Raw genomic sequence first — 25,013 nt, forward strand, 5'->3', positions numbered from 1 at the left:
ACGTAATTCCACCCACTTTGAGTTTGCTTAAAATAATTTCCGTGAGACAATTGCCAAACTCAAAGTGTTATTCCGTAGCTTGGTTATTCTTGTGCTCTTCATTAGGGAGATTCAATTGGCAGCAAAAAAGAAAGACGATAGTGATGCGTATATCGCATTGGGAGTGATCCTCTTCATCCCGTTCCTTGTCTTTGCATGGAGACACTACAGTCGGCTTAAAAGGGATTTCGCCGCAAACGCTTCATCACAGAGGATTTTCGATACTGCAAACCTTTGGTATCCGCTGGGTGTTGGGGGCGGTATCAGCATTGTGTCGGCATACCTGATCTTTTGGTTTGCACATTGGCAGTGGTACTTCAGCATTGTCTTAGTGCCATGCATTGGGCTACTTTGCCTCTACCTAGGCCGTCAAGTTGCTCGCTGGCTCGCAGCAACCTATTTCGGCGTTCTTGTAGACCCATTGCAAGACCGGGTGCTGCTCCCATGCGACATGGCCAGCTACGACGTCGCTGACTACCTGAGTTTTCGCTTCCTACAGGATATGGGCGTCGTAGACAGCATTCCATTGTCCGGGATTACAAAAATCACACGTGAAGCTGGCAAGAGCCTGTACGTACATGGCGCATTTGGTTCGCGGGCAATGACCTTCACCAACAAGCAAAAACGGGACGAATGCATCGCGGCTATCGAATCGGCCTCCCGCAGATCCATCAGGGCGGGTGGGTTTGAATAGGATCGAAGGCCAATTCGCCAGCCGTTTTCTCAACGTTATCTATGAGGGGCATCATGCAACTGAACACGACGAAGGGTCGGCTAAACTGTCGGACACTTCCATTTTTACCAGCCATGAATAAAGTCATGGGGATAGCGATTATGCTCGGCTCGATCTGCATACTTTCTGCATGCGGCCAGTCGAAGCCAGGTGCATCGGATATAGAACCGTATGTAATGGCTGAGCTTTCGAACTGCCCATTATGGTCAGTAAGTGATGTCCGCAAGGTGGACGGAATTGCAACTGAGGATTCGTACCAAGTAGATTTTTCAGCTAAATTAACTCTAAGGGCTACGCCAGAGCAAACACTGCGCAGGTATGTGGATCATGGAAAAGAAGCAGCCTATCTCGGCTGCCATTTCGTCATTGCGCAATTATCAGATACGCGTATTCGGGGCTTACCAACGAGAAAGTATGAAATCTCGGGTGCTGGTGAGCTAGTCAAATCAGAAAGCGGCTGGCGGTTAAGGGGGGAGTTGGGGCAGATGGCATTTATGCGTGATGCCAATGAGTGGGCCTCAATTCGCGAGGAAGTCAATCGCCCGGAATCTGCATCTTCTACTGTTGCAGTAAGACCGTCAGCAGCAAGTGAAGAGGAGGTCAAAGGTCAAAACGCCTCACCTAACTTGTCACCTTGCGTCGAAACGAAACTGATGGCTTGGGAGAAGCAGCATTCCAATGAAGTTGAACAGGCTGCAGCAAGTGCCCGAGCCGCTGGTGAAGAATTTCGTTCCAGCTCTGGAATGGAGGAGCTGATGCGGCAAGAGGCCTTGGCCACAGCCACCTCTGAGTGCAAGTAATCCCACTTCGCTTACCAATCCCTACAATCCCTTTCGCCTAACGGCATCTTTGCTTAAATCGATGCCTGCAACCAAGTTGCAAGCAGGTTAGAAAACACTCTGACCTGCTGTATTTCCCACCTCCAAATTCAGTGAACACGTGAACCTCATCTTCTATCGAGGTTGGTGTGCACACGCGCGTAACTTCTTACTCTCAAAGGATGATATGAAAATTTTTTGCAATGGAAGCTTGCCACCAGACAATGCAGGACAAGCAGTCACATACCGCTGCCCTATCTTTGCCCTGGGTGTGACGGTAGCTACACCTGGGGCACTGGATCTACTTGACCGAGCGGGGACGAATGCTTCTACCTATTTGGCCCGGCATCAGTCGGGGGATTTCGGATCGGTATGTTTGGATGATGAGCAAGCAAATCGTATTGCAATTCTTCATGGATTCCGGATATTGTCAGCGTACAAAATCTCTGACGAAAAGCTCTGGGTTATCACGGAGGCCGACTGTTCTGCGACAACGTTACTTCTACCCTCTGAGTATTAAAACAATGCCAGGGGCTTGATCCCTTGTACATTGTTCAACAGGTAAATTCTGTGGGTAGGGGACTGTCCCACGCCACAGTACCTAACGGCACCCTTTGTGGTGCCGTTTTTTGTTCCTGCAACTATCGCTAACGCTATTTGTCACTAACCGAAAGCAATCATGAAGCCCTCTACAAAACCTACCGCGCACTTGCAGCAAGCTGTGAATGCCAAGACTCAGCATAAACCGTCGCAGGTGATGCCATCGGCGCTTGTGGCTAGCTACTCAGCGGCGGCACAGTCGAGTGCCACCACACGGTCATACGACGCGGACATTCGTCATTTCAAACAGCACGGCGGCACGATCCCCGCGACAGCTGCCGTAGTCGCCGAATACTTAGCCAAGTTTGCCGGGACCCTTGCGGTCGCCACGCTTCAACATCGCCTGATCGCAATTCATCGAGCGCATGCGGACAAGGGCCTTCGATCGCCGGCCATAGATCAAGTTGTTAAGCGAACCATGCAAGGCATCCGCCGCACGTTTGGTATTAAGCAGCGGCGCGTGACAGCCCTGATAAAGGACGATCTGCTTGAAATGATGGTTCACATCGATCAGCAATTGCCCATGAAGGCAGCACGCGATAGGGCGCTTATACTTGTTGGATTCGCAGGGGCGTTTCGGCGCTCCGAACTCGTGGGTTTAAGATATGAGGATATAACCCATTACGACAACGGCCTGGAGTTTCTGATTCGGCGGTCGAAAACCGATCAGGAGGGTGTAGGGCGTACCGTGTTTATCCCCTATGCGCGAGGCAGTCGCTGCCCCGTGAAGGCGTTGCTGACCTGGCTCGAATTGGCTGGGATTGTAGTAGGTCCACTGTTTATGCCCGTCAATCGGCACGACCAAGTAGTGGGAACCAAAGCGCTGACACCGCAGGCCGTGGCGCTCATTGTAAAGTCATCTGTGCGGATGATGTCGGGTGACGAAGCGGCGAAGATGGTCGCGGGGCACAGCCTGCGCGCTGGCTATTGTACTGAAGCGGCAACTGTCGGGCTGCAGCCTTACCAAATCCGTGAGCAGACCGGCCACAAATCGGACGTGACGCTTGCTCGTTACATTCGTCCAGTTTCCAAGCGTAAGATTCCCAGTTTGTTGTAATCAACAAGAATGCATCATAAACCTTTCGATAGGGCCTTGATGAGTGTGTGGAAAAGCTCAACCGTGAGATGCGGAGGCTTGCACGGAAAATTCCTGTACCCGTGCGTTTGCAGAAGGTGCGTGGTATCGGCCCTTTCACCGCGACGGCGCTGGTAGCTACGGTCGGTGATGGCCGCACCAAAACCTCGCAATATCCAGTGCGATTCAAGCTCTGCCCGTCATGCCGGAGCCATCGTCTGAGATGACGATGGGCGCATAGGTCATCGGCGCCGGAAGCGAGATGTGAACGTTCTCGGCATCCGCATCCCACGCGTTGCCGACCAGTTCCTTGAGCACGTTCTTAGTCGACGGGTACTCCTAGCTCAGCAGGCGGGCCAATCTCCGATCGACTTGAAAGCGTACAGTCTTTGCTCCCATACTTTGCTCCCTTTAGTTTCGCAATTACTTCGCGTGCCCTTCGATCCTTATCTCACCAAGCACGATATCGATGCCAGCCTTATCAACATACTGTTTATGCCGCTCGTTGTACATGCCCTTTGGCATCGGGGTTAGATCATCCTTGGCATCATGTGCTTCGCCACGCTTGTACTCAGCCAAACCATAGGGCGCAATCACGCCGCCTATGTCCGTCAAGACATACCGGTTGTGAAGCGGGTCTCCAGCGTCCGGGTGCTTCAGACAATAGAAGCTAACGCTCATCCCGGTAGGTAGGAACTTCGGAAGTTCTCGCTGAGCCTTTACGCGTAGATCATCAGCGACGCGGGTCATTGCCTCCCGTGTAAACTCGCCCTCATGAGATTTGTGCTTTTGCTCAATGCCAGTCATTACGACGAGCTCAGGCAAGCCGCTTCCGCCACCTCTTGCCCCACAAGCAGCCCGAACCAATGCGGAGAAACTGGCCTGATACCGGACATCGGAGGCATCGAAATATGGATCTACCAACACGATATATTTTGCTTTCCGCAACATCGGCTCCATAGCTGCAGCCAAATCGTCAGCGGACTTCTTAGTCGCTGTAATGGTCGGCAGATACCAGCGCGAATCTCGAAGGTTGTCCAACGCTTCGGGGGTTATGACTTCATGGCACTCAACGCCATCTCCAGTAGTTGTCATGATAGCGTGAAATGGCCGCCTACTATGCTCGGCAACCGCACCCTGAAGCCATGTATGTTCTGCGGCCCGCTTCACACCTCTCTGAACCGTAAATTCAGAAAGCCACTGAACATAGGACTGCAGTTCTGGCTGTGCATTCTGGAATTCCAACGAGCTGTCGTCATAGCCAAAATGCTTATAGAACGCCCCATATACTTCGCCCACCCAATCTTTTGGATAGTCGGAGACGATGCGGCGTTGATCCATGCCGAACTGCCCGACAATGCGCCCGTGGCCGCCAATCGCCCAGTTCACAACAAGAATTGGATCTAAGGCGTACTCGTAAATCATGTCGCTTTACCCTCGGCCGCCGCAAGACGCTCCCGAACGTCCTTTGGAAGAGCTTCACGCATGCGTTCAGGGAAGAATCCCCGTGGCCACCGATTGGTGAATTTGCCATTGGCATCTAGTCCAACCTCGACGGCACGTACTGTACCGGACTCATCACGGTCAAGGTAAATGATGTTGACTTCGGCCTCTGACAGAGGTGTCTGCTCAGGTGGCAAGTCACCTTCGCTCGTTTCTCGAATGCGGCGCTGCAAGCGCATCACCAAATGCTCACTATGGGTCTCTATCAAGAACGACAAGCGTTTGTCTTGTGCGCCATCGATGAACAAGTCACCAAGCCCTACTTGTACAGACGGATGAATGTGCAGCTCAGGCTGCTCTATGCACACAATGCTCGCGTTTCCGTCCTGGGCTGCCACGACAACAGGCAGGACCTGCGAGATGCCCACACCCACGTCTTGCGGTTGATGGGCGAGGTCAGTCGCATCGATAAGCGAGAGGCGGCTGCGTACTCGGCCATTGGCGGTGATGTGAGGCCCGTTCAGTTCGAACTCTTGCACGCGCTTGCGGGTAATGCCATAGCCGGTGTTCAGCTTGTCTTCGCCGCTCATCCATTCACTGCAGCTATTCACCAGACTTTGCGGCCCACTGAGGAGCGTCTCCCAGCCAGCCATGCCATCTGACCAAGCCGCGTCACTCTTGGTTAGCGAGACGTCGAAGCCGCGCGGTGGGATGCGGCGTAAGGGGCCGATGTACCGCAGCATGCGCAGTTGCTCGCGCAGCAAGAGGGCGGGGCCAATCGTCAACCATGACAGGAATGCAGTGAACTCGCGAGCGATGTAGACGTTCGCAGCCCCCTTTGCTCCCGGCGCGGGAATGAACAGCATTTGGTCCAAACGCGGCAAGGCGCCGTTGAAGCCATTTAGCCAGGAGCGTAAGCCGTCGCCGGGGCGCTCCATGCCAGCCGCTTGAACGGCAAGGAAAACCTCCGAGAGCACAGATATCTTCCGTTGCGGTGCCTTGGTGTCGGAGCTCGCACTCGGTTCACTCATATGCCGTCCCGGTGCGCCCGTGTCTCCCAAGTCACGCGGGCTAATCCAGTCATCTAGTTCCGCCAGCAGCGTATCGCTGTCAGTAGACTCAACCATGAAGATTGAGTTCTCACGATTGATGCGCATGCGGGTGTCGCGCCCGTCTGATGAGGCTTCCAGCTTTACGCACCAATCGCCGTTCGTACCGATTTCGTAGCCCACCACGACCGGCTCTTCACGCAAGCTGTTCCATCCGATGATCAGCCGCACGCTGACAGTGCTGACTTGCCGCCGAATGGTTTGCAGCGCTTCGTAGAAAGACCAAACTTCGCCGTCGTTGGTCTGCCAGTCTTCAAAGGCGTCTGGCACCAGTTCTGGGATGTAGGCGTCGCCTAGGACCATCTCCACCTCAATCTCGATCTTGCGATCAGACATTCCTTCTGCAGCCCCAGCACGCCCGTGCAGTACGTTTAGGAAGCCCCCTAGGTCTATGGAATCGCCGCCATTCAACGTACGATCGGCATTTGCGTTGTTGCGTTCCAGAATCTCGCGGACGTACTGCAGCGCATGCAGCACACTGCTCTTGCCAGCACTGTTGGCACCGAAGAGTAGGGTAATGGGGCGCAGCTCAATCCGAACTTCCTCGGAGAAGCCTTTGAAGTTCTTGAGCGAAAGCGACTTGATCAGTGAGGTCATGAACGTGGATGCCTTATCAAACCGTAGCTGGGGAGCAGAGGTACTTCGAAGAAAGTGAGGCAATCATTGCATCTGTCTCATCTGCACCTTTGCTGGCGCTCTTGGAAATTTTTTCGATCTGCGTCAGAAGCGTCTCAAACTTCAATTGCACGTCCATAGGTGGCTGACTGACCATCAAGCTCTTAACAATGCCCATGTTCCACCCCTCCATGATGGCGCCCTTTGATTCGCGCTGAGTCTGCGATCGTACTTCCGGGTCCCAGCGTAAGCAAGCCCATAAATAAGATGGTCGCATCTTCCGCTGATCCAAGGATAAGGTACACAGATGCTTGGTACTGATGCAAAGAGGCAAGTCGCTTGGTGCTATGGCCACCCTTCCTGTGGTACCCATGATGGTGACCATTACATCGCCAGGGAGAACGGTGTACCGTTTCAACTCAGCGTACTTCTCTGGCGAGACGAATCGACGCGCGCCCCAGGTGAAAGAGTTGGAGACTACGTTGTCAATTCCGAGGACCGGAATGCCAGTTTCGGTAAATTCCGAAACGAGCAATTGACTGCCGAATGGGCCGGTTCTCGCTGCGTTGGGAATACTTGCCAAGATACTTTCAATCGAAGCTCGGTTGGAGTGCTTCTTAGCTAGATCAAGGTAGATGGAGCGAAGGAACTCGTCGGCGAGGGGGACTGCTTCCCTGCGTTTCCGGCGCAGGCTTTCGGCTTTGCCGAGTATGTTGGCGATTCGGTCCTGATCTTTTGGGTCTGGCACCATGATCGGTAGATCCAGAAATCTAGGAACGGAAAGGTTTGAAATGTTGGTTGTCTGTCGGCCGCATGCGCGTACGGAGGCCTGAACTGAGTCTGAAGCCAGCCAACGGTACAAATATTCTGAGTCAATCTTCCCCGGTTTGGCACGGACGATGGCGATAAATCCGCCTGCTGTTGCCCGGTACGGAAGGTTCGGCACCTGAACCACCTTGCCAACTAGGTTCCAGCTGTTGGCGCTGGAGATGAGGATGTCCCCTTTTCGAAGGTATAGCTCGTCACGTCTAACAAGAGTGTCTGGTACTGCGATGACATCATCCACCTCTAACTGCTGCTGGATGTTCTTCGTTCTCATGCAGATAACAGCATCGGGCTCGTCCGAACTTACGAGTTCCTCTGGCTTGAATGTGATCCCTCGAATGAACTCGGCGACATCACCAAGCTTTTTGGGTTGGAGGCTCAAAGTAACTCCTTTAGTGCTGTCGCCTCTTTGAGGATGTCATGCTCAAGCTCAATCAGGCGATTGAGAATATCCAGAGGTCTATCGTGCTGAATCTCTTGGTTGCGGGTTTCCTTGTACCTGCTGAGTGACAAATCATAGCCATTGCCGCGAATCTCCTCAGCGGCCACTTCGAAAGCTGAAACCGTTCGATCGGTGAAATCCCCCGCGCCATCGCACCATTGCTGGTACTTCATCAGAACGGCCGGCAAATCCCCCTTCCCATCGCCAATCTTGGCTCGCTTATCATCCAGTGTGAAGCCATCTGACTGCACGTCGTAAAAGAACACGTTTTCGGTCTTGCCGCCCTTGGCAAAAATGATGATGGCGGTGGATACACCGGCGTAAGGCTTGAACACGCCCGAAGGCAGCGAGATCACGGCCTCCAGCTGGTTGTTCTCAATCAGGTGTTGGCGTAGCTGTACGTGAGCCTTGCTAGAACCAAAGAGTACGCCATCTGGCACAATGGTGGCGCTGCGGCCGCCCACTTTAAGCATGCGCAGGATCAGGCCAATGAAGAGCAGCTCGGTCTTCTTGGTCTTGACAGTGCGCAGGATGTCTGGGGCAACGTCCTGCTCGTCCAGGCTACCCTTGAACGGTGGGTTGGCGAGAATGAGGTCAAAGGCGTTTTTGGAGCCTTTGGGGTGGCGCTCTTCGAAGCTCTGGCTCAGAGTATCTTGGTAATGCACGTCTGGCTGCTTCACGCCATGCATCACCAGGTTCATGGTCGCGATGCGCAACATGGTTGCGTCGAAGTCGTAGGCGTGGAACATGTCGGTGTCCACATGCGCGCGGTGTTCTCCGAGCAGGTCGCCGCTATAGCTGATATGTTCCTCGCCGTCTCTCAGGTCCTTATGCGTGCCGGCTGCGCTGCTGTATTGGCGCATGAGGTAGTCGTAGGACTCGATCAAGAAGCCGGCGGTGCCGCAGGACGGGTCGCAGATGCGATCGGTAGGCTGGGGCTGCATCAGCTCCACGATCATTCGGATGATATGGCGGGGTGTGCGGAACTGGCCATTGATGCCGGCGGTGGTGAGCTTGCTGAGCAAGTACTCATAGAGGTCACCTTTGGTGTCGCCTCTTTCTAGCGGTAGTTCGTGCACTGCGTTGACGGCCTTCACCAGCAGCGATTCCTTTTGAATCATCAGCTGGGCATCTTTCATGAAGGCGGCGAAGTGACTACCGTCGCCACTGCTGCGCTCGGCCAAGCGACGGAAGTGGGGGAACACACGGTCACGCACATGGGGCAGCATTTCAGGGCCGCCGTAATGTCGCCAGCTTTCCCAGCGGCAGTCTTGATCTGCATCGCCGAACAGACTGGGTTCGCGGTTGCCGGTAACGGCCGCGCGCTTCTCTTGGGCGCGCTCCTGCATGTCCAGCAGGCGACTGTACATCAGGAAGGTGATCTGCTCGATGACGGTGAGCGGGTTGGTTATGCCGCCGGTCCAGAAATCGGTCCAGAGGCTGTCGATGCGGCTTCGTAGTGCGCCTGTGATCATATGCGTGCTTCTTCTTGTTTGTTGAGGTGTTAGTGTACAGCAAGGGGCTGCAGCGGCTCTCCGAAGGTACGTACCAGGCGCACCACTTCATCAAGTTGCATGGGGTTGGGGAAGACGCCACCCAGGCCTTCGGCGTGGACCGTGTTGAACGGTGCGTCGAATAACTGCCCAACTGCAATGGCGCCGAACTGGCGGATGTGGTCCTTCAGCAGGGCGAGGAAGCGCAGCTGTTGACTGTTGAGTGCATGGGCTTGCGCGAAGGCCGAGAACTGCACATCCACGGCTGCGTGGTCCAGGCCGACGATGCCGCGCAGGATTTGCGTTAGCTGCACGGCGGTGTCGGGGTAAAACTCACGCAGGGTGGCAAGATCGACATCGGGGTTGCGGGTGAGTAGCAAGCTGTTGAGCTTGTCCAGCTCTTCGGGCGTGATGCGCTCGCCACGGCGCAGCTTGAGCAGGACCGGGTCGGTTTCGAACAGCGGCTCTAGAGCGGACTGTACGGCTTTACGGTAGATGCTGAAGTCGACCGACTTGATCTTGCTCGGGCGTACGTGAACTTGGTATTCGGCTTCGTCCTCGCGAATGTCCAAATGAGGTTTGGGCATTGGCGGTGGGAACGCGGGACGATCGGCTAGCCCCATCACGTCGCGCAAGGCGGTTCGCATGGCATCAAGCTGGGCGAAGCTGGGGGCTTGCCAGAAGACGTCGGTGCGCAGGGCTTGCAGTTCTTTGGCCTTGGCGCGAACGGGGTTGAGATGAGGGGGCAGGCGGCCGACCCATTCCAGAATGGCTTCTCGGTGAGCATTGGGCTGGCCGGGTTCTGCGATGGCGGCGGTTTCGGCCTTGGCGAGCAACAGGTCCCAGCGCAGTGCATCGCCCTGGCCGCGCACATCCAGAGCACTCATAAGTGGCGCGACGGTGTCGGTCAGCACTTGGCGGGTGATGGGGGCGAACTGGTGGACCAACTTGGCGTCGCGCGCCAGGTTCACTGCTTGCCAGTTCTCGCGCACTGATATGCCGCCATCGGGCAGCGCGACAGCGTCTTGCTGGATCTGCAGCGCTAGAACATCAAAGGCTGGGATATCGGAGCGCGCTAGCGCTAGGGCCGCGAGCTCGATGCGGGCCTCGTAGCGGCGCTGCGTTAGTGGTTTGGGAATACTGGGCTCAACCTCTTCGGCATTCAGATCGTGAAAGGCGAAATTATCCCAGTGGTCAAAGATCCTGAACTCGCTTTTGTCGAGGTCAAGACCGAACAAGTCTTTGCAGAGGCGCGTACCGCGGCCGATCATCTGCCAGAACTTCACCTTGCTCTTGACTGGTTTGGCGAAGACAAGGTTGACCACTTCGGGTACGTCGATGCCGGTGTCCAGCATATCCACGGAGACGGCAACGCGCAGCTCGCCGTTGGGCTCCTTGAACTGGTCGATCAGCTCTTCGGCGCGGGGCTCTTTGGAGTGAATCACGCGGCAGAACTTGCCGGCGAACTGCGGGTACATCTCGTTGAAGAGTTCTGCCAGCAGGCGGGCATGGTCGATGTTGCGGGCGAAGACTATGGTCTTTCCGGGGAGTTGGCCGTCGGCATCGCGGATTCCGTTGTCCATTAGGTTGCGAAGGATGATGCGATTGGTGTCTTTGTTGAAGACGGCGTCATCAATCTCCTTGGCGTCGAAGTCCAAGGTGTTGGGATCGATACCTTGATCTTCCAATTGTGCAATCTGCTCATTCGTCAGGTGCGTTGCTTTTATGCCATCGCGCAGGAATTTGGTCGTGTGGGCGACCACCCGGAAGGGCACGAGCTTACGATCGGCAATGGCCTGTTCCAGCGGATAGTTGGCTGTAGGCAGTTTGTAGTCGCACCCAAAGAGCTGGCAGGTACTGCGGCTGACCATCTCCACCGGCGTGGCGGTCAGGCCAACCTGGAGGGCGTCAAAGTATTTGAAAAGGTCACCGTAGAGGTTGTAGATCGAACGATGCGATTCATCGGCAATGATAAGGTCGAAAAATCCGACGTCGAAGGACTCGTAATCGTTGATCAGCCCTTGGTAGATGCCGATATAGATGCGTGCATCCATCTTGCCCAAATTGTTGGCCTGGCCGATGACGTAGATCGGCTCACGAACGAAGTCATTGAAGGCGTTTTTGGCCTGCTTGCGCAGTTCCTTGCGATCACAAAGAAAAAGCACGCGCTTTACCCAGCGCGCATCGATCAGCAGCTTGGCCAGCGAGATGGCGACGCGCGTCTTACCGGTGCCCGTAGCTTGCACGACCAAGGCGCGGCGGTGGCGTTGCGTGAAGCGCTCGGCGACACGGGTGATGCTTTCGGTCTGGTGCAGGTAGCCAGCGATGTTGGCGTCGGGTCTAACGTCCTTCAGCAGATCGAGCTTCTCGCGCCGCTGGAAGCCGATACGATACTGCAGCGTGTCTTTGGAATAGAAGCCATACACATTGCGCGGAGGATAGCCGCCAGCGTCGTCCCAGACCCAGATATCGTGCCCATTGGTGAAGAAAATCATTGGACGCTGGCCGTGATGCTTCTCCAAAGCGTCGGCGTACTGTTTGGCCTGCTCCTGACCAGCGCGAGCATCGACCAATGTTTTCTTGGCCTCGACAACAGCCAGTGGTTTGCCATTGTCATCCCACAGCACATAATCGCAGTAACCTTTACCCGTCGTGGTGGATTGATGTAGAACCTCGACTTCTTGGCCAACTGAATGATTGCTGGCGGTTCCCATCGGTACATCCCACCCAGCCATGCGCAGGTCACGGTCGATTAACCACTTGCGGGTATTGTCTTCTGTGAAGCGAAGCTGGTTGGCTGTTGCCACCGAGAGTTGGCTAGCTTGTGCTAAAGCTTGGGCCAATGATGGGGTAAAAGCGGCGACGGCAGGCGCTGTTGCCCGGTCGGCAGCCCTTAGTTCGGCGAGTTCCTGCAGCGCAATTCTAAGGCGTTCCTCCTTGAGGCTGTTTTCCTCGGCTAGAGCCTTGGCCTTGCGTTTGAACTCTGCCTTGCTATCGATGCCTTCAGCAGGAGGCTGCTTGAATGCCTCGAAGTCCTCGACCTTGCCGCCGAGGAATGTGACATGAAGCCAGCGAGCGAGCTGCCAGGCTTCTTGGATGCAGCGAACTGCATCGGAAACCTCAACGTCTTCTCCGTGGGCGCCGCGATTGCCTAGACGCCGTAACAAGTGCAACTTGTCTAGCACCAGAGGCTGGGCAATAGTCTTAAAACTGGCATCGTGCAGCAGGTCCACGAAGTTGGACTGCGGCACTCGTTCAAGCTTCAACTTGATATAGAGACGATCAACCAGGCGCTCAGCAAAATTTCGGAGCTTGACCAGCGCACTCTCCGGGTCCGTATGTGCATAGTGCTCCGCATAGCCACCCATATTAGCAAGCTCGGGATACACCGCCCGCAAGGGCTCGAAGTTCATCGACTTAATTTCTTGCATCGACACCTGTTCGGCTTTCGTAGAGTTCATGCCCATAACCGTGCGAAAGCCGTGCCAGCCCCCTATTCGTTTCGATGTTGTATTAAGGCATACATAATAAAAGATTTTTCAACCAGGCAGGAGTATTTATGACCCAATGGCCAGCCTCTCACTTGCTGGCAGCCACAATGCAGTTAGGCTATCGCGTAGGTCCTAGCCCCAGAATCGTGCTGAAGCTATGCTCGCTCCGTTTATCTTCCCCTGAATCGCTATCTGGTCAGGATCGAGGTGCCGGACGATGCGTACGATGCGCGCCGTGTCATCGCCCCGCCGCCTGTGGGTTTGCGATGCCGAACCTCACGGCCTGCACAGCGTCGCGGGTGGGCGATGACTGGGCTGCCAGCAACAGCGCCGTTCGGATCGGCGTCCCTTCCGTCATCATTCCAGACGAACGGAATGTGCTCATCAATCCGAAGCCACTTGTATGCACGCGTTGTGTTCATGCGCAAGTCAGGGGTGTGCCGTAAGTCGACCAGTTAGCGAAAAGCCACCATTATCGATAGTTAGCGGACGAATTTAAATGCGAGTTTTTCGCATGACATCATCATCATCATCCCTCTGCCTTCAGATATGCCTTCATACTTGCTATAACCGAGATTAAAGTAAAAAAGCCACGATCATCGCCGGCTGTGGATTCTGGCCGGGGATCAACTCGCGGTCTTCCGCCACGGCTTGTCTTCTACGAACTCAGCAACAGCGGCCACTACGCCGGACTGTGGGAGCAGCTTCATGTGCCGTCGCGCAGGAAGGCTTGCGAGCTGATATGTTTGACTTGCGACAGACTAATGGCGGGAACCCCTGTCTTCTCGGTCAGCTTCAGCGGGGCCAGCAGCACCTTGCTTTGCTAGTGTGACCGCTCATTGCTGACCCGGAAAAGAATATTATTCTATTAACTCTTGGAGGATATAGCGCCCAACAAGCAAGACGGTTTCTTCATGCTTGTTGGCATAATGAACGCCTAACATGCCACCGTCGTTGGCTGTCAGATGACGCCAGACACCGTCTTCGAGCGCGATCTCCTTAAAGAGCTTGCCATCCTGGCTCAGACGAAGCGCCGAACCACCGTTGGAGGTGAACAGGCTCAGGTCTTGCAGCTGGAAGTGGTCGTCCACATGCAGCGTCGCCTCGTGCCGGCGCCAGTCATAGCCTTTGGTCGACACAAGAATGTCGCCGGAAGAGAAATACATTAGCTTGCCGTCCAGTTGCGAAAAGAGAGGCTTGTTGCCGGAATGGGAAAAGCGCGTGTCGCTATCCCAGTCGCAGGTTTGCCAGGATTTGCCCGCTCCGTAGTACATCACGAAGGGGGGCGTGTCGGGCTTTTTCTTGTTGCGCTGATAGGACCAACTGTATTCGCAAAACGCCAGCAGCGCGTTTTCTCCGGGTAGCGAACGCATCGTTTTCACCTCAACGCCATCGTTAAGCTGCGGCGTCTGGTCCCAGCGTTGCCACGGCCCATCAAGGGTCTGCGCAGAAAAGAGTATGGACTTGGGATAGCTGTCGGTTTTCGTGGAATCGCTCCAGATGCCTTTTTCAATATAGGTATATTTTTGGTATTGCGTCGTCACCCAAAGCCACATGCCTTTGAAGTACATGATATTTTCATAAGAAAGGTGGCCGTCGTTCAGCGACAGCTGACTGTTTTTTGCGCCGCCCGGTCCGGCGCTATGCTGCCAGACTAAGGCGTCGCTCGAATAATAGATGCCTTCATCGCGCGTCCCTTCTCGTAGCGAGCGGTTCTTGATGATCCACATGCCGTTGACGACGCTGATGCTATCCAGCCAGACTTTAAATTGCGGAACATCGATCTGGATCTGCCGCCAATTGACGCCGTCCTCGCTGCGATAGAACGCGTCATCCGAATCGATTTTGGCGGCAATCAGCCAGATTTTTCCGTCCGTCTTAATATGGTTAATCTGCTCCGGATCGCACGGAGGATGCTCGACCCGCTGCCAATCGGTAGCGAACATGTGTTCCTTGCCATTCCTGCTGATGGTCACGGATTGCTTTGCCAGCTTCTCGCGCTGTTGTTGACTCAGGTATTCCGCGCGCTTCTGTTCCTTGATCGCATGGACGGACTTATCGAAGTTCCCTTCAATGAAGAACTCGATCTGTTTCATGACATTGCCGCAAGCTTCCTCGAACGCATTCAGCGTGCCCTCGATCTGGTTGTAGTAACGCTGGAACTGGTCGCCCCAATCCTCATTCTCAGCCGCGTTGTCCAAATTAAAATCGCTATGGCCGATGTCATCCTTGAACTCGAAATTAGGAATGTTCCAACGTCCAACCACGCCGTTTGCATGATGCAGCGCGTAACGGTGCTCGGACAGAAAGTCCAGCGCTTTCTTGCGGGACTCGTTCAGGCTGGACATCGCGGACTTGCGGCCTTGGGTGCATAAGGTGGCTGCGGCCTTTTCAGTCAGTCTGTCGAGGAAACTGCCGTCGGAGTAGCTGAAGAAATACGAATGCTCCATGCCTTTCACGTACACCTTGCTCATATCAGAGATAAGACTCATTCCCGCCCAGCTGGCGGCATTGAGGCGCTTCACCGCATCCGCGAAGTAGCCACTAAAACGGAGCTTACGGTATCGGATAGCGTTCTCCCAGCCTTGCGTGCACGGGGCCAGCTTGAGCGCCGCCTCCAGGACTCTGGACTCGTCGTCGTCGCCAATGATGGCCAGAAGTTGCGGCAGGGACTCCTTCAACTGGGTCGGCTTAAGAGCGCCTAGTAGCGCCTTGATTTGCGGGCTTTCAATTGGCTTCTGCGCCAGCGTTAGCAGGAAGAATGCATCGAGCAGCCAGGTGAATTTCTTTTGGTCGTCATCCAGCAGCGTCAGCATAGTGGCCTGGTATTCGTTCAGTTTGCGCGGATTGTCGGCCAGTCTGAGGATGTCTTCGCGAACTCCGGGCTGGCTGCCTTTCGCAGCCAACAGCGCGATGAACTCCAGCGCCTGCGCATTGAAAGACGCCGCAGTGTCAACGCACAGTGCCAGCAATAGCAGATAGCTGCGCTTCGATTCGTCGCTGTGTTTGCCGTCGAAGAAGGTGTGTGCATGGATATCCGGCAATGAGGGGAGCAGCGTTACGGTTTCTTCTGGCGGAGGTTTCCCGGCGGCCACTTCCAGAATCGGGTTCAAGCCATGCTGGTCCTTGTAGACATCGATAGCGACCTGGCTGCCACCGATGATTTCATACATCAGATGACGGATGCTGTAGCTTGTGCTCAGGCCAGAGAACTCCTTGCCGAAAAATTTGGAGATGATTTTTTCGCGGGCCGCATCGCTATTGCAAAGCTCGCTGTCGCTAGTTAGATCGACGATCCTCTCATATTGATCGGAAAGGAAATACAGCGCATTGAAGCCGGTGCCGGAAATATTTTTCTGGATGAAATGCGAATCCACGATATGGACATCGAACGACAGATCGATCATGTTGCGGTACTGGTCGATGCCGGGGAAGGCTATCTGGTCAATCAGTTCACTGATGAAGTCGATTAGCTTGACCTCTTCGTCGCAGTTAACATCGAGCTTTTCCAGCGTGTTGACCAGGTAGTTGCCGATATCGCGCGTACACAGCGCCACGCTCGGATGGCTGCGCATGAAGTCGTAGGTTAGGCGCAGGATCAGCAGGATTTTAGGTGTCGATTTCCATTGGCGCTTGTTCGCCTCTATGTGCAATGCCCAGTTGTTGAAGCTGGTGTTGTTTTCAACGTGGCGCAGTCGCTGGTCGATCCTGTCGACCGCTTGTTCGAGGAAGTCCCGGGTTTCGATGATGGTTTCATTCATCGTGCCCAGATTGTTGCGGATGACCGCGATGGCCTGCGAGTTTATCAAATTCTGGTACTGCAATTGCTGCAGGTAATGCCAGGCAAACTTTTGCATTTGCAGCATATCCATCTGGTTCAGCAACTGGTCTTCACTGGTCTTGCCACTGATGGCGCAGGCGAGGCGCTTGACGAACCCAGCTCCGGATTGCTGGGCAAGCCGCTGCTGGCTCGTCGTCACCAGTTTCGAGGCGTCCAGCGCCAGTTGCTGCGTCACCGCGGAGTTGTACTTGTGCTTGGCGACTAGCGCATTGACGGCATCGAACTCCGCCCCTTCCAGGGACGCTTCAAAGATTTGTTTTTGTTCCACTGTGGGTGCTTCATTCATTTTTCATACCTCAGAGCTTGTTGATCTTATCTTTCAGGCGCACGCTTTGCACCTGCATGGTTTTGACTTGCTGCGCGAAATGCTGTTCGGAAAAATACAACCCTTTGTGGAAATCGGCATAGTATTCTTGCGAGCGATGCAGGTACTGCAGCGTATCGTGAGCGGTAACTCCATTGCTGACGACCCGCTCCGTCGCAGCGAGCGTCAGCTGAAACGTTTTTTCGACGTGATTGTCCAGCGCGATACTCATCGCCAGCGAGGTGATCATGCCGCCGATCAAGCCGCCGATCAGTGCCCCCGGCGGCCCGGCCAGCGCGCCGATCGACGCGCCCACCGAGGAACCGACGACGGCGGCGCCGGTCTGGAAGACATTCTTGCCAGTACGCGTCTCCAATTCTTCACGGCTCATTTTTCCGGCGGAGAACAGCACTAGGCATTGCACCAAATCCACCACGCAGATGGCCGCGCCGGCGACCGTGCCAGTAGACAGGCTACGCGTGAAGGTGGAGCCGGCGAACAGCTCAGGCAGCGAGCGTGCAGCCATGCTGACGCTCGCCGTCGCCACGCCCGCCTTCAAGAAGCTGTCGGCGGCGGCGATCACGGTGTCTTTCAGGATCATGCGCGCCGCCTGCTCTGCGCTGATTTCGCCATTCCTGACCTGCTGGATGTGCTGGAATGCGTTAATGCAGCCGGCGACGACGCCGGTGATTACGGCCGCCGTCGTTGCCGCTTTCAGGCTTTGCTGAAGCGTGGATTTGTTCAGGTAGCCGTCCTGCATCTGTTCATGCCGCTTCTTGCCGGTCCTGGAGCCGCTGCCGAGCTGCTCTGCTTCGGACTTGCTCAGTGGTGTGGATTGCGCACCGTCGGCATCCAAATGCCCGACGGTGTTGTCACGAACCTTTTCCGCCGCGCGCGCCACTTCCGGGCGTGTTTCCTGGTTCTTCATCGCTGTTCTTTGGGCGGAAGTCCGCACGCCGTCGATCTGATCGGATGGACCGACGAACACATCGGTGTTTTCGTACTTGTGCACGCCGTTCTTGGAGGCGCGAAAGGCTTTTTGCGTTTCATCGGCGTTCTGGAAGTACTTCAGTTGCGCGCCTAGCACCTGTTCGCCGTCCTTCATGACGACGATGTCGTGCAGCTGATGGTTGCGCTCCAGCGGCGAGTTGGCGAATCCATCGGTGAATGCGCGCACGTCCTTGTTCTTCAAAATGGCGTCCAGATTGAACGACTCCGCATGAAAGGTTTCGGCGGCGATTCCGCCTTTGATGGCGTTGTTTTGCGCGGTCATGGAGATATTGCTCATCAGGGTGTTGGCCTGGTTGATTTCCTCCAGCATCCGCCCGATTTGCTCCGCCGCCTGCGCGGGCAAGATGGGGCAGGCGCTGACCGCCTGTGTGATGGCTTTTTTGCGTTCATTATTCATGGTGGCTCCGAACTCTTATATTGGCAAAATTGGCGGCGGAAAAATGTAGGCTGAATCCATCTCAACCTTCCCACATCTGGATCGCCTGCTTCAGGCCCCGAACCAGTTCCTCCTCCCACGCCCGCGGCTGGAGTATCCGCACATGGGGCAACCAGTGCCGTACAACCGGCAATAATTGATTGATGTGATTGATCCGGGTGTTGACCAGCAGCGAGCCGTCATCTTCTGCGTGTTGCCGTTGATGCGGCAGCAGCGGTTGGCGACTGAAGTAGTGGGCGACATCGGGGGCGACGCGCAGCAGCACGTCCGTGGTTTCCGTGGTGAACCACACATCGTCCTGGACATCGATGTAGTCGGCGTGCGCGGGATTGAATGGAAACTGCGCCGCTTCGTCTACTTCCAGTTGATCGATCAGCGCAACGCTGAAGTTCTTGAGCCGTGCGCCTTCCTCCGCAGCCACATACCAGATGCCGTTTTTGTGAATCAGTCGGTATGGCTGGGCAAGTCGCGGCCGGGCTTTATAGATGAATCTGCAAGGATGCCGTTTGGCGATGGCAGCATGGAGCGCGGTAAAGGTACGGGTGCCGCGCAAATCCTCTTGGGGAGTCGCCTGTACCTGGGTAGCACGGTGTACTTCGGGCGTGTTCAGTTGTTCCAGCAGATAGCGCAGGCTGCCGTCGGGGAACAGGTGTTCGGTGCCGGATAAGCGGGCGTAGCCGTGCAGGTGTTTGACGGGAATGCTGCTGCGGGCAGCGTGCGTCAGCTGCCAGCGGCCTTCCGAGTCGCGTTCGGCGATGCCGAGCAAGCGCTCCCCCAAGTCGCGTTCGATGGTGCGCACGTCGACCCCGTGCTCTTCGGCCAACTGGTGCTTGTCGATTCGGTCGCCCTGATGCAGGCGGGCGAGGATGCGGGACAAGCGCTGGGCCAGTTTTTCCCCTTTTCCGCTATTGGTCGTGTTGGTAGATGTCATGGGGCAATATAGTTGCCTCGCGCGACAGGTAGTGTCGCGGGGCAGGCAGCACCCCGAATATTTGAGGAGAAACCTTTAGTCTGAATCGTTAATTCTTTATGGAAACTTTCGGGGGAGTTTACCAAATGATAAGAAAAATAGGAAGTAGAGTTTTAGCTAAGGGGAACTGTCTTTTCTATTCATACTGCACCCCTATGCAACATCGATGCCCTTCCTATTAATATTGGTTCTAAACGTTGTCGTATTCACTACGTAGGCTATCGAGCAGTGCCGGCCAGTTCTCTGCGCAAAAGCGGAATGAAATATCGCGCGACTTTGGTGAATGGTCGCCTGGATAAATAAGCTGTTTCACGAGCAAATCTGGGCGTTGCCACTGGTACTCATGCCAAGGTTTTTTGATATCGATACCTGTTTGCTCCAGAATTACCTTTTGTGCAGTGCGCCAACCTTTCCGTTTTCCAGAGTCAAGATTGGGTGGCCTGAAAGGGAAGCCGGAAAACATCTTGGGGTCTTTGCCTGTGAAGTACTCGCGCAACAGCTGTTCGTTCCTCGGCCCCAGTTGAGCAAGTGCAGCGTTGCTCGGTTCCGGGTGTTGGGCCAACGGGCCATCCAGGCGCAGGATTCCACGCACCGCTCGATCAAAAATGTGCTTATATCGATTCCCAGCATACCCGGCATCCCAATTGCTTAGTTCGGCCCAATCGTATCGCTGGAGGTAGTTTTCATCAAGGGTGACATCAATACAAACGAAATTGGTATTGGGCCTAAAGTCGACTGACACCGTCACTCCTAGAAAATCGGTATTCGACTGATCTTCGCCGGCAAACGTGCTGCCGGGCGCAGCACGATATTGACTCTGACTATCAGCGTGGGACGGCATAATCTGTAGACCTAGCAGCAATACGTGTTGGCGAATCAATTTTTTGAAATTAGAGGCCTGTTCTGCATGCGCAAACGGCAGAATATAGGTGATAGATGCGGATTGCACTGACACATGCCCGATCCCGATCTGATCAAGCGCGGATTTTGGCAAACCGGTACGGGCCAGCGCGATTCGCACCAGTTCTAATCCTGCACGCCCGGCAGCAAACACGCTAGTGCCAAGTGCAATATTTGGTGGTAAGACCGCGTGTGGCAGCGTGATGTCGGCTACCACGGAAGTTGCAAGAGCTTTGCCGTTGATCGTCTTCCATAGCGTAAAAAATATGGCCCCTGGGAGGTTGTTGGCACCGTTCCCAAGGTCTGGTACAAGGACAAGTATTTCAGTACCCAAGTGTTCAAGATCAATGTGAATACGCACGAATTTAGTCATGATTGCCAACCTCTTTTTCTTCAACGTCGTAGTGGTAAGGATCAACGTAGATTGAACTGATGCCACGTTGCCCGATCTCTCTAGTGCGCGCGATCCATTCAGCTTGCATATCGCGGTCATAGAACAGCGCGGGGTCTGATTTGATTGCAGCAGGAATCGGCACGAAGTTCTCGATGCGCAAGATTTCACCCAATTCAATTGGCATTTCTATCGTACCCGGCGGGGGCAGGAATATATCTATGCTGTACTGTTTCTTTAGCACTCTGCGATGACCAATCAGCAGTTTTTCATCGCCCTTGAACAACCTCTGAAGATCCGCACCGCGTTGCCACAGAGCTACGGTAGAGCGATAGGGCGGGCGGATAAGCCATAGCTCTTCATCTTTCAAGAACCGCCGCAAGCTACCTTTGAGATCGTAGTTGTCCAGCAAATTCAAAAACATGCTGGCGAGTGTCTTGGGGGAAAGCATGGATGGCGTAACAGGCTTCCCGTCAAATTCCCGGCTCAAGTGTTTTAAGCGATAAACGGCCTCGAAGCGGACGGTGGTTTCCGCAAGACTCATCAGGGCAGCAGCGTTTGGGCTATCAGGCAGATTATGTTCGCGTCGCTTTTGCTTCATTTCCAGTGCTTTTACATATGCCTTTAACGACGCGAGTTGGGAATGCTGATCAAAGTAGACTGTCTCGTTGGGGTAGATGCTGGTTGTGACGCCAGCGCTTAGGGCAGCATATGCTAATGCGTTAATAATGGCTCCTGCATTGAAGCCGTCAGGTACTTTTAGCATAGCGGGGGTATCGATCCTCGTTACCTCAACACCTTCCCCCATTCTGAAAACCATAGCCTGACGCGGGTGCTGGAATTCCAGTGGATACTGACACCTGACAGCATCCAGCATCGAATACGCAGTCATGACCGCGTCGCCCGAGGTGACAATATTGTGGCCGACGTAGTGCATAGAGTTGCTGCCCTCTACTTCCAGCTTTGTCCCAGATTTTTTCGACCGGACTCGCAACGGCATTTGTTTGCCTGAGTTCGATTTTAGTTGGCCCTTGGCCCAACTGGAGTTATGTACGATCTCAGGATCATCGCTAATTTGTGCGAATTCCCGTTGAAGCTTAACGCCGAAAACACCGTGAACTCGAAGACCCATGGTATCGATCATGATGCAATCCATCATGTGCTGTAACCGCTTTTTGTCCTTGTTCATTTCAGTTCCTTTCAATGGTCATGCTGTTTTTTTGCGTTGCCTAGCCGCTAGACCATGCTATGGCAGGCTAAGTAGCGACCTTAATCGCTGTTGAAAACGGTATAAACAGTTATTCTTTAAGGGGAGCATCATTGGCAAGTAGATAGCTCTCTTTGTTAGCTATGTACGGATGCAGTTGCCATGTCTGCAAACTGATAATGACCGTCTATGTATGGTGTGTTTGTTGCCATGTTGTACGGTATTACGGTATTACGATGTTGTGCTGACATGACGCAGTTGACGTGCACGCACTAACGATCCTGCGAGACAATCAAACACATGCACGTTCATGCCGTGTGACTTGCCTAGATGGCTGTAAGCAACGAGACGAATTTCTTTATGTCCACTTTTTGCCTCGAACGCGTGTTCAGTGCTTTTGCCGCAAGTATCGCGTTCACCTCTTCAGAAATCCACGCTACAGACCTTGCTGAGACCTTGATAGGTGGTGGAAAGACTCCAGCTTTAACATCGCGCCATAAAGTAGACCTCGCGATGCCGGAACTCTCTGCTGTTTCCTTTTCTTTACGAACGGCTCGATTTGGGCTGTTTCGGGCGGTGTTGATGAGTTCTTGAAATGCTTCGGGAAGCGAGTCCAGAGCTGGGGTGACTAATAGCCGATCGTCAACCTTGTCAGCATTCTTATGGGGAGCCTTATATATTTCTCGATGTTTTACAGTTTTCATTTCTTCTCCGTGGGCATGTTTAGTATGTCGCGACAAGAAGAATTTTCTCATCAAATAGATGCAATTAAAACAACATTATTGATTGTAGTCATTGGGCACGAAAAGAGCCAATTACGCGTTATTCCGTGAAAAAGTTATAGTCTTTTGATGTATCCTGACTGTTCTGCGTGAAAAGATTTAGTTATTTAAGGGAGCTGCATGAACACATCCAAACCACAGGTTCAAGAAGTGAAGAGACAACGTCCTAGCTGGGATGATGAACATGCTTATGACATCAGTGTGAACTGGTCATTTAGGAGGTGGGCTTGGGAGTTTTTAAGGCGAAATCCTGAGTATCAGGCGATCAAACCGAATGCCCGAGGACCTGGATACAGGGACCTCTATGCTAGGTTTGGGCGGACAACTCTAAAAGACTTCAATCAGCACTACGATACCCCTACGCCTGGGGATGAAAGCCGGGCGTGGCTGCCTGAGCGGCACAGCGGTTTTTATGTACCCAAGTTTTCCAGCGAACGTGAACTTAATCTGACCTTGAAGCAAGGTGAAGTAGCAGTGGTGCTCGATCTAAGTCGTACAATTAGTGCAGGGAGGGCGGCAGTAGAGTCAATGCTCTCGCATGTCCGAGCAGATTTAATGGCGGAGATGGATCGTTATGAGTCATTGCTTCGACTTAAAGATGCGCCACTTCCTAAGATCAAGAAACCTCGACGGCACAAGCTCCTCATTCGTTTGCGAATTCTGGATGCCATTTATGCAAACGCTTCCGATGATGAAATAATTACGTGTATATATCCACCATACAATCGGACAAGGACTTTGCCAACAGGAGATGCGCTTTCGCGGGCGCGCAGAATGCTTAGCGAGGATAAAAAGCGAGCACGGGCTTTAATGAATGGCGGGTACCTTGAATTGGTGCCGCTAGATTATCTTCAAGATAAAAGCGGCACCAAGGAGGAAGATGACAGTAAATCTGATGAGGAGTAATGAGTAAACTGCAGTGCTGCTGTTTGTGTAGTCAGCTGCGTAGCTAAAACATTATTTTACAAAATTTGTAGATAAGCTATTGATTTAATTGTATAAATTTCCTACATCAAAATCACGTCGTACTGCTCCTGGTGGTAGGCATTCTCCACCTGCAGCGAGATTTTCTTGCCAATGAAATCACCGAGCATGGCCAGGTGCTGCGATTCTTCTTCGAGGAATAAATCCACGACTTCCTGCGAGGCGAGGATGCGGAATTCGCGCGGGTTGAACTGTTTTGCCTCGCGCAGCAGTTCGCGCAGGATTTCATAGCAGATCGTGCGCGAGGTCTTGACTTGTCCCTTGCCGGCGCAGGCGGGGCACGGTTCGCACAGGATGTGGGCCAGCGATTCGCGCGTGCGCTTGCGCGTCATTTCCACCAGGCCCAGCGGCGAGAAGTTGCTCACTGAAACCTTAGTGCGGTCGCGCGACAGCGTGCGCTTGAGTTCGGCAAGCACGGCGTTGCGGTGCTCGGCATTGTCCATGTCGATGAAGTCGAGGATGATGATGCCGCCCAGGTTGCGCAGGCGCAGCTGGCGCGCGATGGCGTGCGCCGCTTCCAGGTTGGTCTTGAAAATCGTGTCGGCGAAATTGCGCCCGCCGACGAAACCACCTGTGTTGACGTCGATGGTGGTCATCGCTTCCGTCTGGTCGACGATCAGGTAGCCGCCCGATTTCAGGTCGACCCGGCGGCCCAGCGCGCGCAGGATTTCCTCTTCCACGCCATACAGGTCGAACAGCGGGCGCTCGCCCGTGTAGTGCTGTAAGCGTGTCAGTTCGCTGGGCGTGTAGATCTCCGCGAATTCGCGCAATTTCACATAGTTTTCGCGCGAGTCGACCTGGATGGTGGCCGTTTCATCGCCGACGAAGTCGCGCAGCACGCGCTGCGCCAGGCTCAAATCCTGGTGCAGCAGGCTGGTGGCGGGACGCGTGCGCGCGCCGTGCGTGATGGTGCTCCAGGTTTTTCTCAGGTAGTCGACGTCCGCCTTCAGGTCCGCGTCGGACGCGTCCTCGGCCATGGTGCGCACGATGTAGCCGCCCTTTTCGTCGGGTGGCAACAGGCTTTGCAGGCGTACGCGCAACTGCTCGCGCTCCGCTTCCTTTTCGATTTTTTGCGAGATGCCGATGTGCTTGTCTTGCGGCAGGTACACGAGCATGCGCCCGGCGATGGAAATCTGCGTCGACAGGCGCGCGCCCTTGGTACCGATCGGGTCCTTGATCACCTGCACCGTCAGCACCTGGCCGTCGAAAAGGATTTTTTCGATGGGAGCGGGCGTGGCGTTCTGGCCGTCGTGGCCGCGTGCTTCCCAGATGTCGGCCACGTGCAGGAAGGCGGCGCGCTCCAGGCCGATGTCGATGAAGGCCGATTGCATGCCCGGCAACACCCGCACCACTTTGCCGGAGTACACATTGCCGGCCAGGCCGCGCGTGAGCGTGCGCTCGATGTGCAATTCCTGCACGGCGCCCTGCAGGATGAGGGCGACGCGCGTTTCTTGCGGCGTGATATTGATCAGGATGTCTTCGTTCATGGAGGCGCGGGAGTGGA

The 25,013-nt window shown here is 54.5% G+C and carries 17 protein-coding genes; 4 read left to right on the forward strand and 13 right to left on the reverse strand.

All coding sequences use genetic code 11. The features are described 5' to 3' along the window. Positions 1-115 precede the first annotated feature (115 nt). The 3 genes from JAB6_RS03135 (at position 116) to JAB6_RS03140 (ending at position 3,247) form a co-directional block, all read left to right on the forward strand. The gene (locus JAB6_RS03135) at positions 116-733 is read left to right on the forward strand and encodes a hypothetical protein (RefSeq protein ID WP_139143262.1); all 618 of its coding nucleotides are present in this window, start codon (positions 116-118) and stop codon (positions 731-733) included. A gap of 53 nt (positions 734-786) precedes the next feature. Beyond that, positions 787-1,572 (forward strand): hypothetical protein, encoded by a 786-nt coding sequence (locus tag JAB6_RS28830; RefSeq protein ID WP_139143263.1) that lies wholly within the window; start codon positions 787-789, stop codon positions 1,570-1,572. A 697-nt stretch (positions 1,573-2,269) separates the two neighbouring features. Continuing rightward, on the forward strand, positions 2,270-3,247 hold the full coding sequence (locus JAB6_RS03140; protein ID WP_254671433.1) for a site-specific integrase: 978 nt from the start codon (positions 2,270-2,272) through the stop codon (positions 3,245-3,247). 204 nt (positions 3,248-3,451) lie between these two features. On the opposite strand, the gene JAB6_RS29660 is transcribed toward JAB6_RS03140, so the two are convergent. The 12 genes from JAB6_RS29660 to JAB6_RS28320 form a co-directional block, all read right to left on the reverse strand. Beyond that, the gene (locus JAB6_RS29660) at positions 3,452-3,583 is read right to left on the reverse strand and encodes an ATP-binding protein (RefSeq protein WP_254671435.1); all 132 of its coding nucleotides are present in this window, start codon (positions 3,581-3,583) and stop codon (positions 3,452-3,454) included. A 105-nt stretch (positions 3,584-3,688) separates the two neighbouring features. Next, a complete protein-coding gene (locus tag JAB6_RS03145) occupies positions 3,689-4,690 on the reverse strand; it encodes a hypothetical protein (protein ID WP_070301331.1) in 1,002 nt (333 codons plus the stop codon). Continuing rightward, positions 4,687-6,414 carry an AAA family ATPase gene (locus JAB6_RS03150; RefSeq protein ID WP_070301332.1) on the reverse strand — a complete coding sequence of 576 codons (1,728 nt, stop codon included), beginning with the start codon at positions 6,412-6,414 and terminating at the stop codon, positions 4,687-4,689. Before JAB6_RS03150 ends, JAB6_RS03145 begins: the two co-directional genes overlap by 4 nt. 16 nt (positions 6,415-6,430) lie before the next feature. Next, positions 6,431-7,639, reverse strand: a complete 1,209-nt coding sequence (locus tag JAB6_RS03155; protein WP_070301333.1) for a restriction endonuclease subunit S — start codon at positions 7,637-7,639, stop codon at positions 6,431-6,433. Then, positions 7,636-9,174, reverse strand: coding sequence for a class I SAM-dependent DNA methyltransferase (locus JAB6_RS03160; protein WP_070301334.1), 1,539 nt, complete (start codon positions 9,172-9,174; stop codon positions 7,636-7,638). The genes JAB6_RS03155 and JAB6_RS03160 overlap by 4 nt, the downstream gene beginning before the upstream one ends. 29 nt (positions 9,175-9,203) lie before the next feature. Further along, positions 9,204-12,653 carry a DEAD/DEAH box helicase family protein gene (locus JAB6_RS03165; protein ID WP_083292525.1) on the reverse strand — a complete coding sequence of 1,150 codons (3,450 nt, stop codon included), beginning with the start codon at positions 12,651-12,653 and terminating at the stop codon, positions 9,204-9,206. An 890-nt stretch (positions 12,654-13,543) separates the two neighbouring features. Continuing rightward, positions 13,544-16,810 (reverse strand): hypothetical protein, encoded by a 3,267-nt coding sequence (locus tag JAB6_RS03170; RefSeq protein ID WP_070301335.1) that lies wholly within the window; start codon positions 16,808-16,810, stop codon positions 13,544-13,546. 10 nt (positions 16,811-16,820) lie between these two features. Further along, the gene (locus tag JAB6_RS03175; RefSeq protein ID WP_070301336.1) at positions 16,821-18,236 is read right to left on the reverse strand and encodes a hypothetical protein; all 1,416 of its coding nucleotides are present in this window, start codon (positions 18,234-18,236) and stop codon (positions 16,821-16,823) included. A 61-nt stretch (positions 18,237-18,297) separates the two neighbouring features. Next, positions 18,298-19,206, reverse strand: coding sequence for a YafY family protein (locus JAB6_RS03180; protein WP_070301337.1), 909 nt, complete (start codon positions 19,204-19,206; stop codon positions 18,298-18,300). 229 nt (positions 19,207-19,435) lie between these two features. Continuing rightward, positions 19,436-20,518: a hypothetical protein gene (locus tag JAB6_RS28835; RefSeq protein ID WP_139143264.1), complete on the reverse strand. Its 1,083-nt coding sequence runs from the start codon at positions 20,516-20,518 to the stop codon at positions 19,436-19,438. Next, positions 20,511-21,725, reverse strand: a complete 1,215-nt coding sequence (locus tag JAB6_RS03190; protein ID WP_070301339.1) for a phage/plasmid replication protein, II/X family — start codon at positions 21,723-21,725, stop codon at positions 20,511-20,513. The genes JAB6_RS28835 and JAB6_RS03190 overlap by 8 nt, the downstream gene beginning before the upstream one ends. Before the next feature lie 344 nt (positions 21,726-22,069). Next, the gene (locus JAB6_RS28320) at positions 22,070-22,447 is read right to left on the reverse strand and encodes an AlpA family transcriptional regulator (RefSeq protein WP_083292497.1); all 378 of its coding nucleotides are present in this window, start codon (positions 22,445-22,447) and stop codon (positions 22,070-22,072) included. Positions 22,448-22,645: 198 nt separating this feature from the next. On the opposite strand from JAB6_RS28320, the gene JAB6_RS28325 reads away from it, so the two are divergent. Continuing rightward, complete coding sequence (locus JAB6_RS28325) at positions 22,646-23,431, forward strand: DUF2285 domain-containing protein (protein ID WP_083292498.1); 786 nt, start codon at positions 22,646-22,648, stop codon at positions 23,429-23,431. 101 nt (positions 23,432-23,532) lie between these two features. On the opposite strand, the gene rng is transcribed toward JAB6_RS28325, so the two are convergent. Then, entirely contained in the window at positions 23,533-24,996 is a 1,464-nt protein-coding gene (gene rng / locus JAB6_RS03195) for a ribonuclease G (RefSeq protein ID WP_034747098.1), read from the reverse strand. Positions 24,997-25,013 lie beyond the last annotated feature (17 nt).

Origin of the sequence: Janthinobacterium sp. HH104, from assembly GCF_001758715.1 — a bacterium.
Lineage (GTDB): Bacteria > Pseudomonadota > Gammaproteobacteria > Burkholderiales > Burkholderiaceae_D > Janthinobacterium > Janthinobacterium aestuarii.

Coding starts and splice junctions, on each gene's coding strand:
- JAB6_RS03180 (WP_070301337.1), bottom strand. CDS start 19,206: ATGACATCTACCAACACGACCAATAGCGGAAAAGGGGAAAAACTGGCC.
- JAB6_RS03170 (WP_070301335.1), bottom strand. CDS start 16,810: ATGAATGAAGCACCCACAGTGGAACAAAAACAAATCTTTGAAGCGTCC.
- JAB6_RS28830 (WP_139143263.1), top strand. CDS start 787: ATGCAACTGAACACGACGAAGGGTCGGCTAAACTGTCGGACACTTCCA.
- JAB6_RS03160 (WP_070301334.1), bottom strand. CDS start 9,174: ATGATCACAGGCGCACTACGAAGCCGCATCGACAGCCTCTGGACCGAT.
- JAB6_RS03175 (WP_070301336.1), bottom strand. CDS start 18,236: ATGAATAATGAACGCAAAAAAGCCATCACACAGGCGGTCAGCGCCTGC.
- JAB6_RS28835 (WP_139143264.1), bottom strand. CDS start 20,518: ATGACTAAATTCGTGCGTATTCACATTGATCTTGAACACTTGGGTACT.
- JAB6_RS03165 (WP_083292525.1), bottom strand. CDS start 12,653: ATGAACTCTACGAAAGCCGAACAGGTGTCGATGCAAGAAATTAAGTCG.
- JAB6_RS03145 (WP_070301331.1), bottom strand. CDS start 4,690: ATGATTTACGAGTACGCCTTAGATCCAATTCTTGTTGTGAACTGGGCG.
- JAB6_RS03190 (WP_070301339.1), bottom strand. CDS start 21,725: ATGAACAAGGACAAAAAGCGGTTACAGCACATGATGGATTGCATCATG.
- JAB6_RS03140 (WP_254671433.1), top strand. CDS start 2,270: ATGAAGCCCTCTACAAAACCTACCGCGCACTTGCAGCAAGCTGTGAAT.
- JAB6_RS03150 (WP_070301332.1), bottom strand. CDS start 6,414: ATGACCTCACTGATCAAGTCGCTTTCGCTCAAGAACTTCAAAGGCTTC.
- rng (WP_034747098.1), bottom strand. CDS start 24,996: ATGAACGAAGACATCCTGATCAATATCACGCCGCAAGAAACGCGCGTC.
- JAB6_RS28320 (WP_083292497.1), bottom strand. CDS start 22,447: ATGAAAACTGTAAAACATCGAGAAATATATAAGGCTCCCCATAAGAAT.
- JAB6_RS28325 (WP_083292498.1), top strand. CDS start 22,646: ATGAACACATCCAAACCACAGGTTCAAGAAGTGAAGAGACAACGTCCT.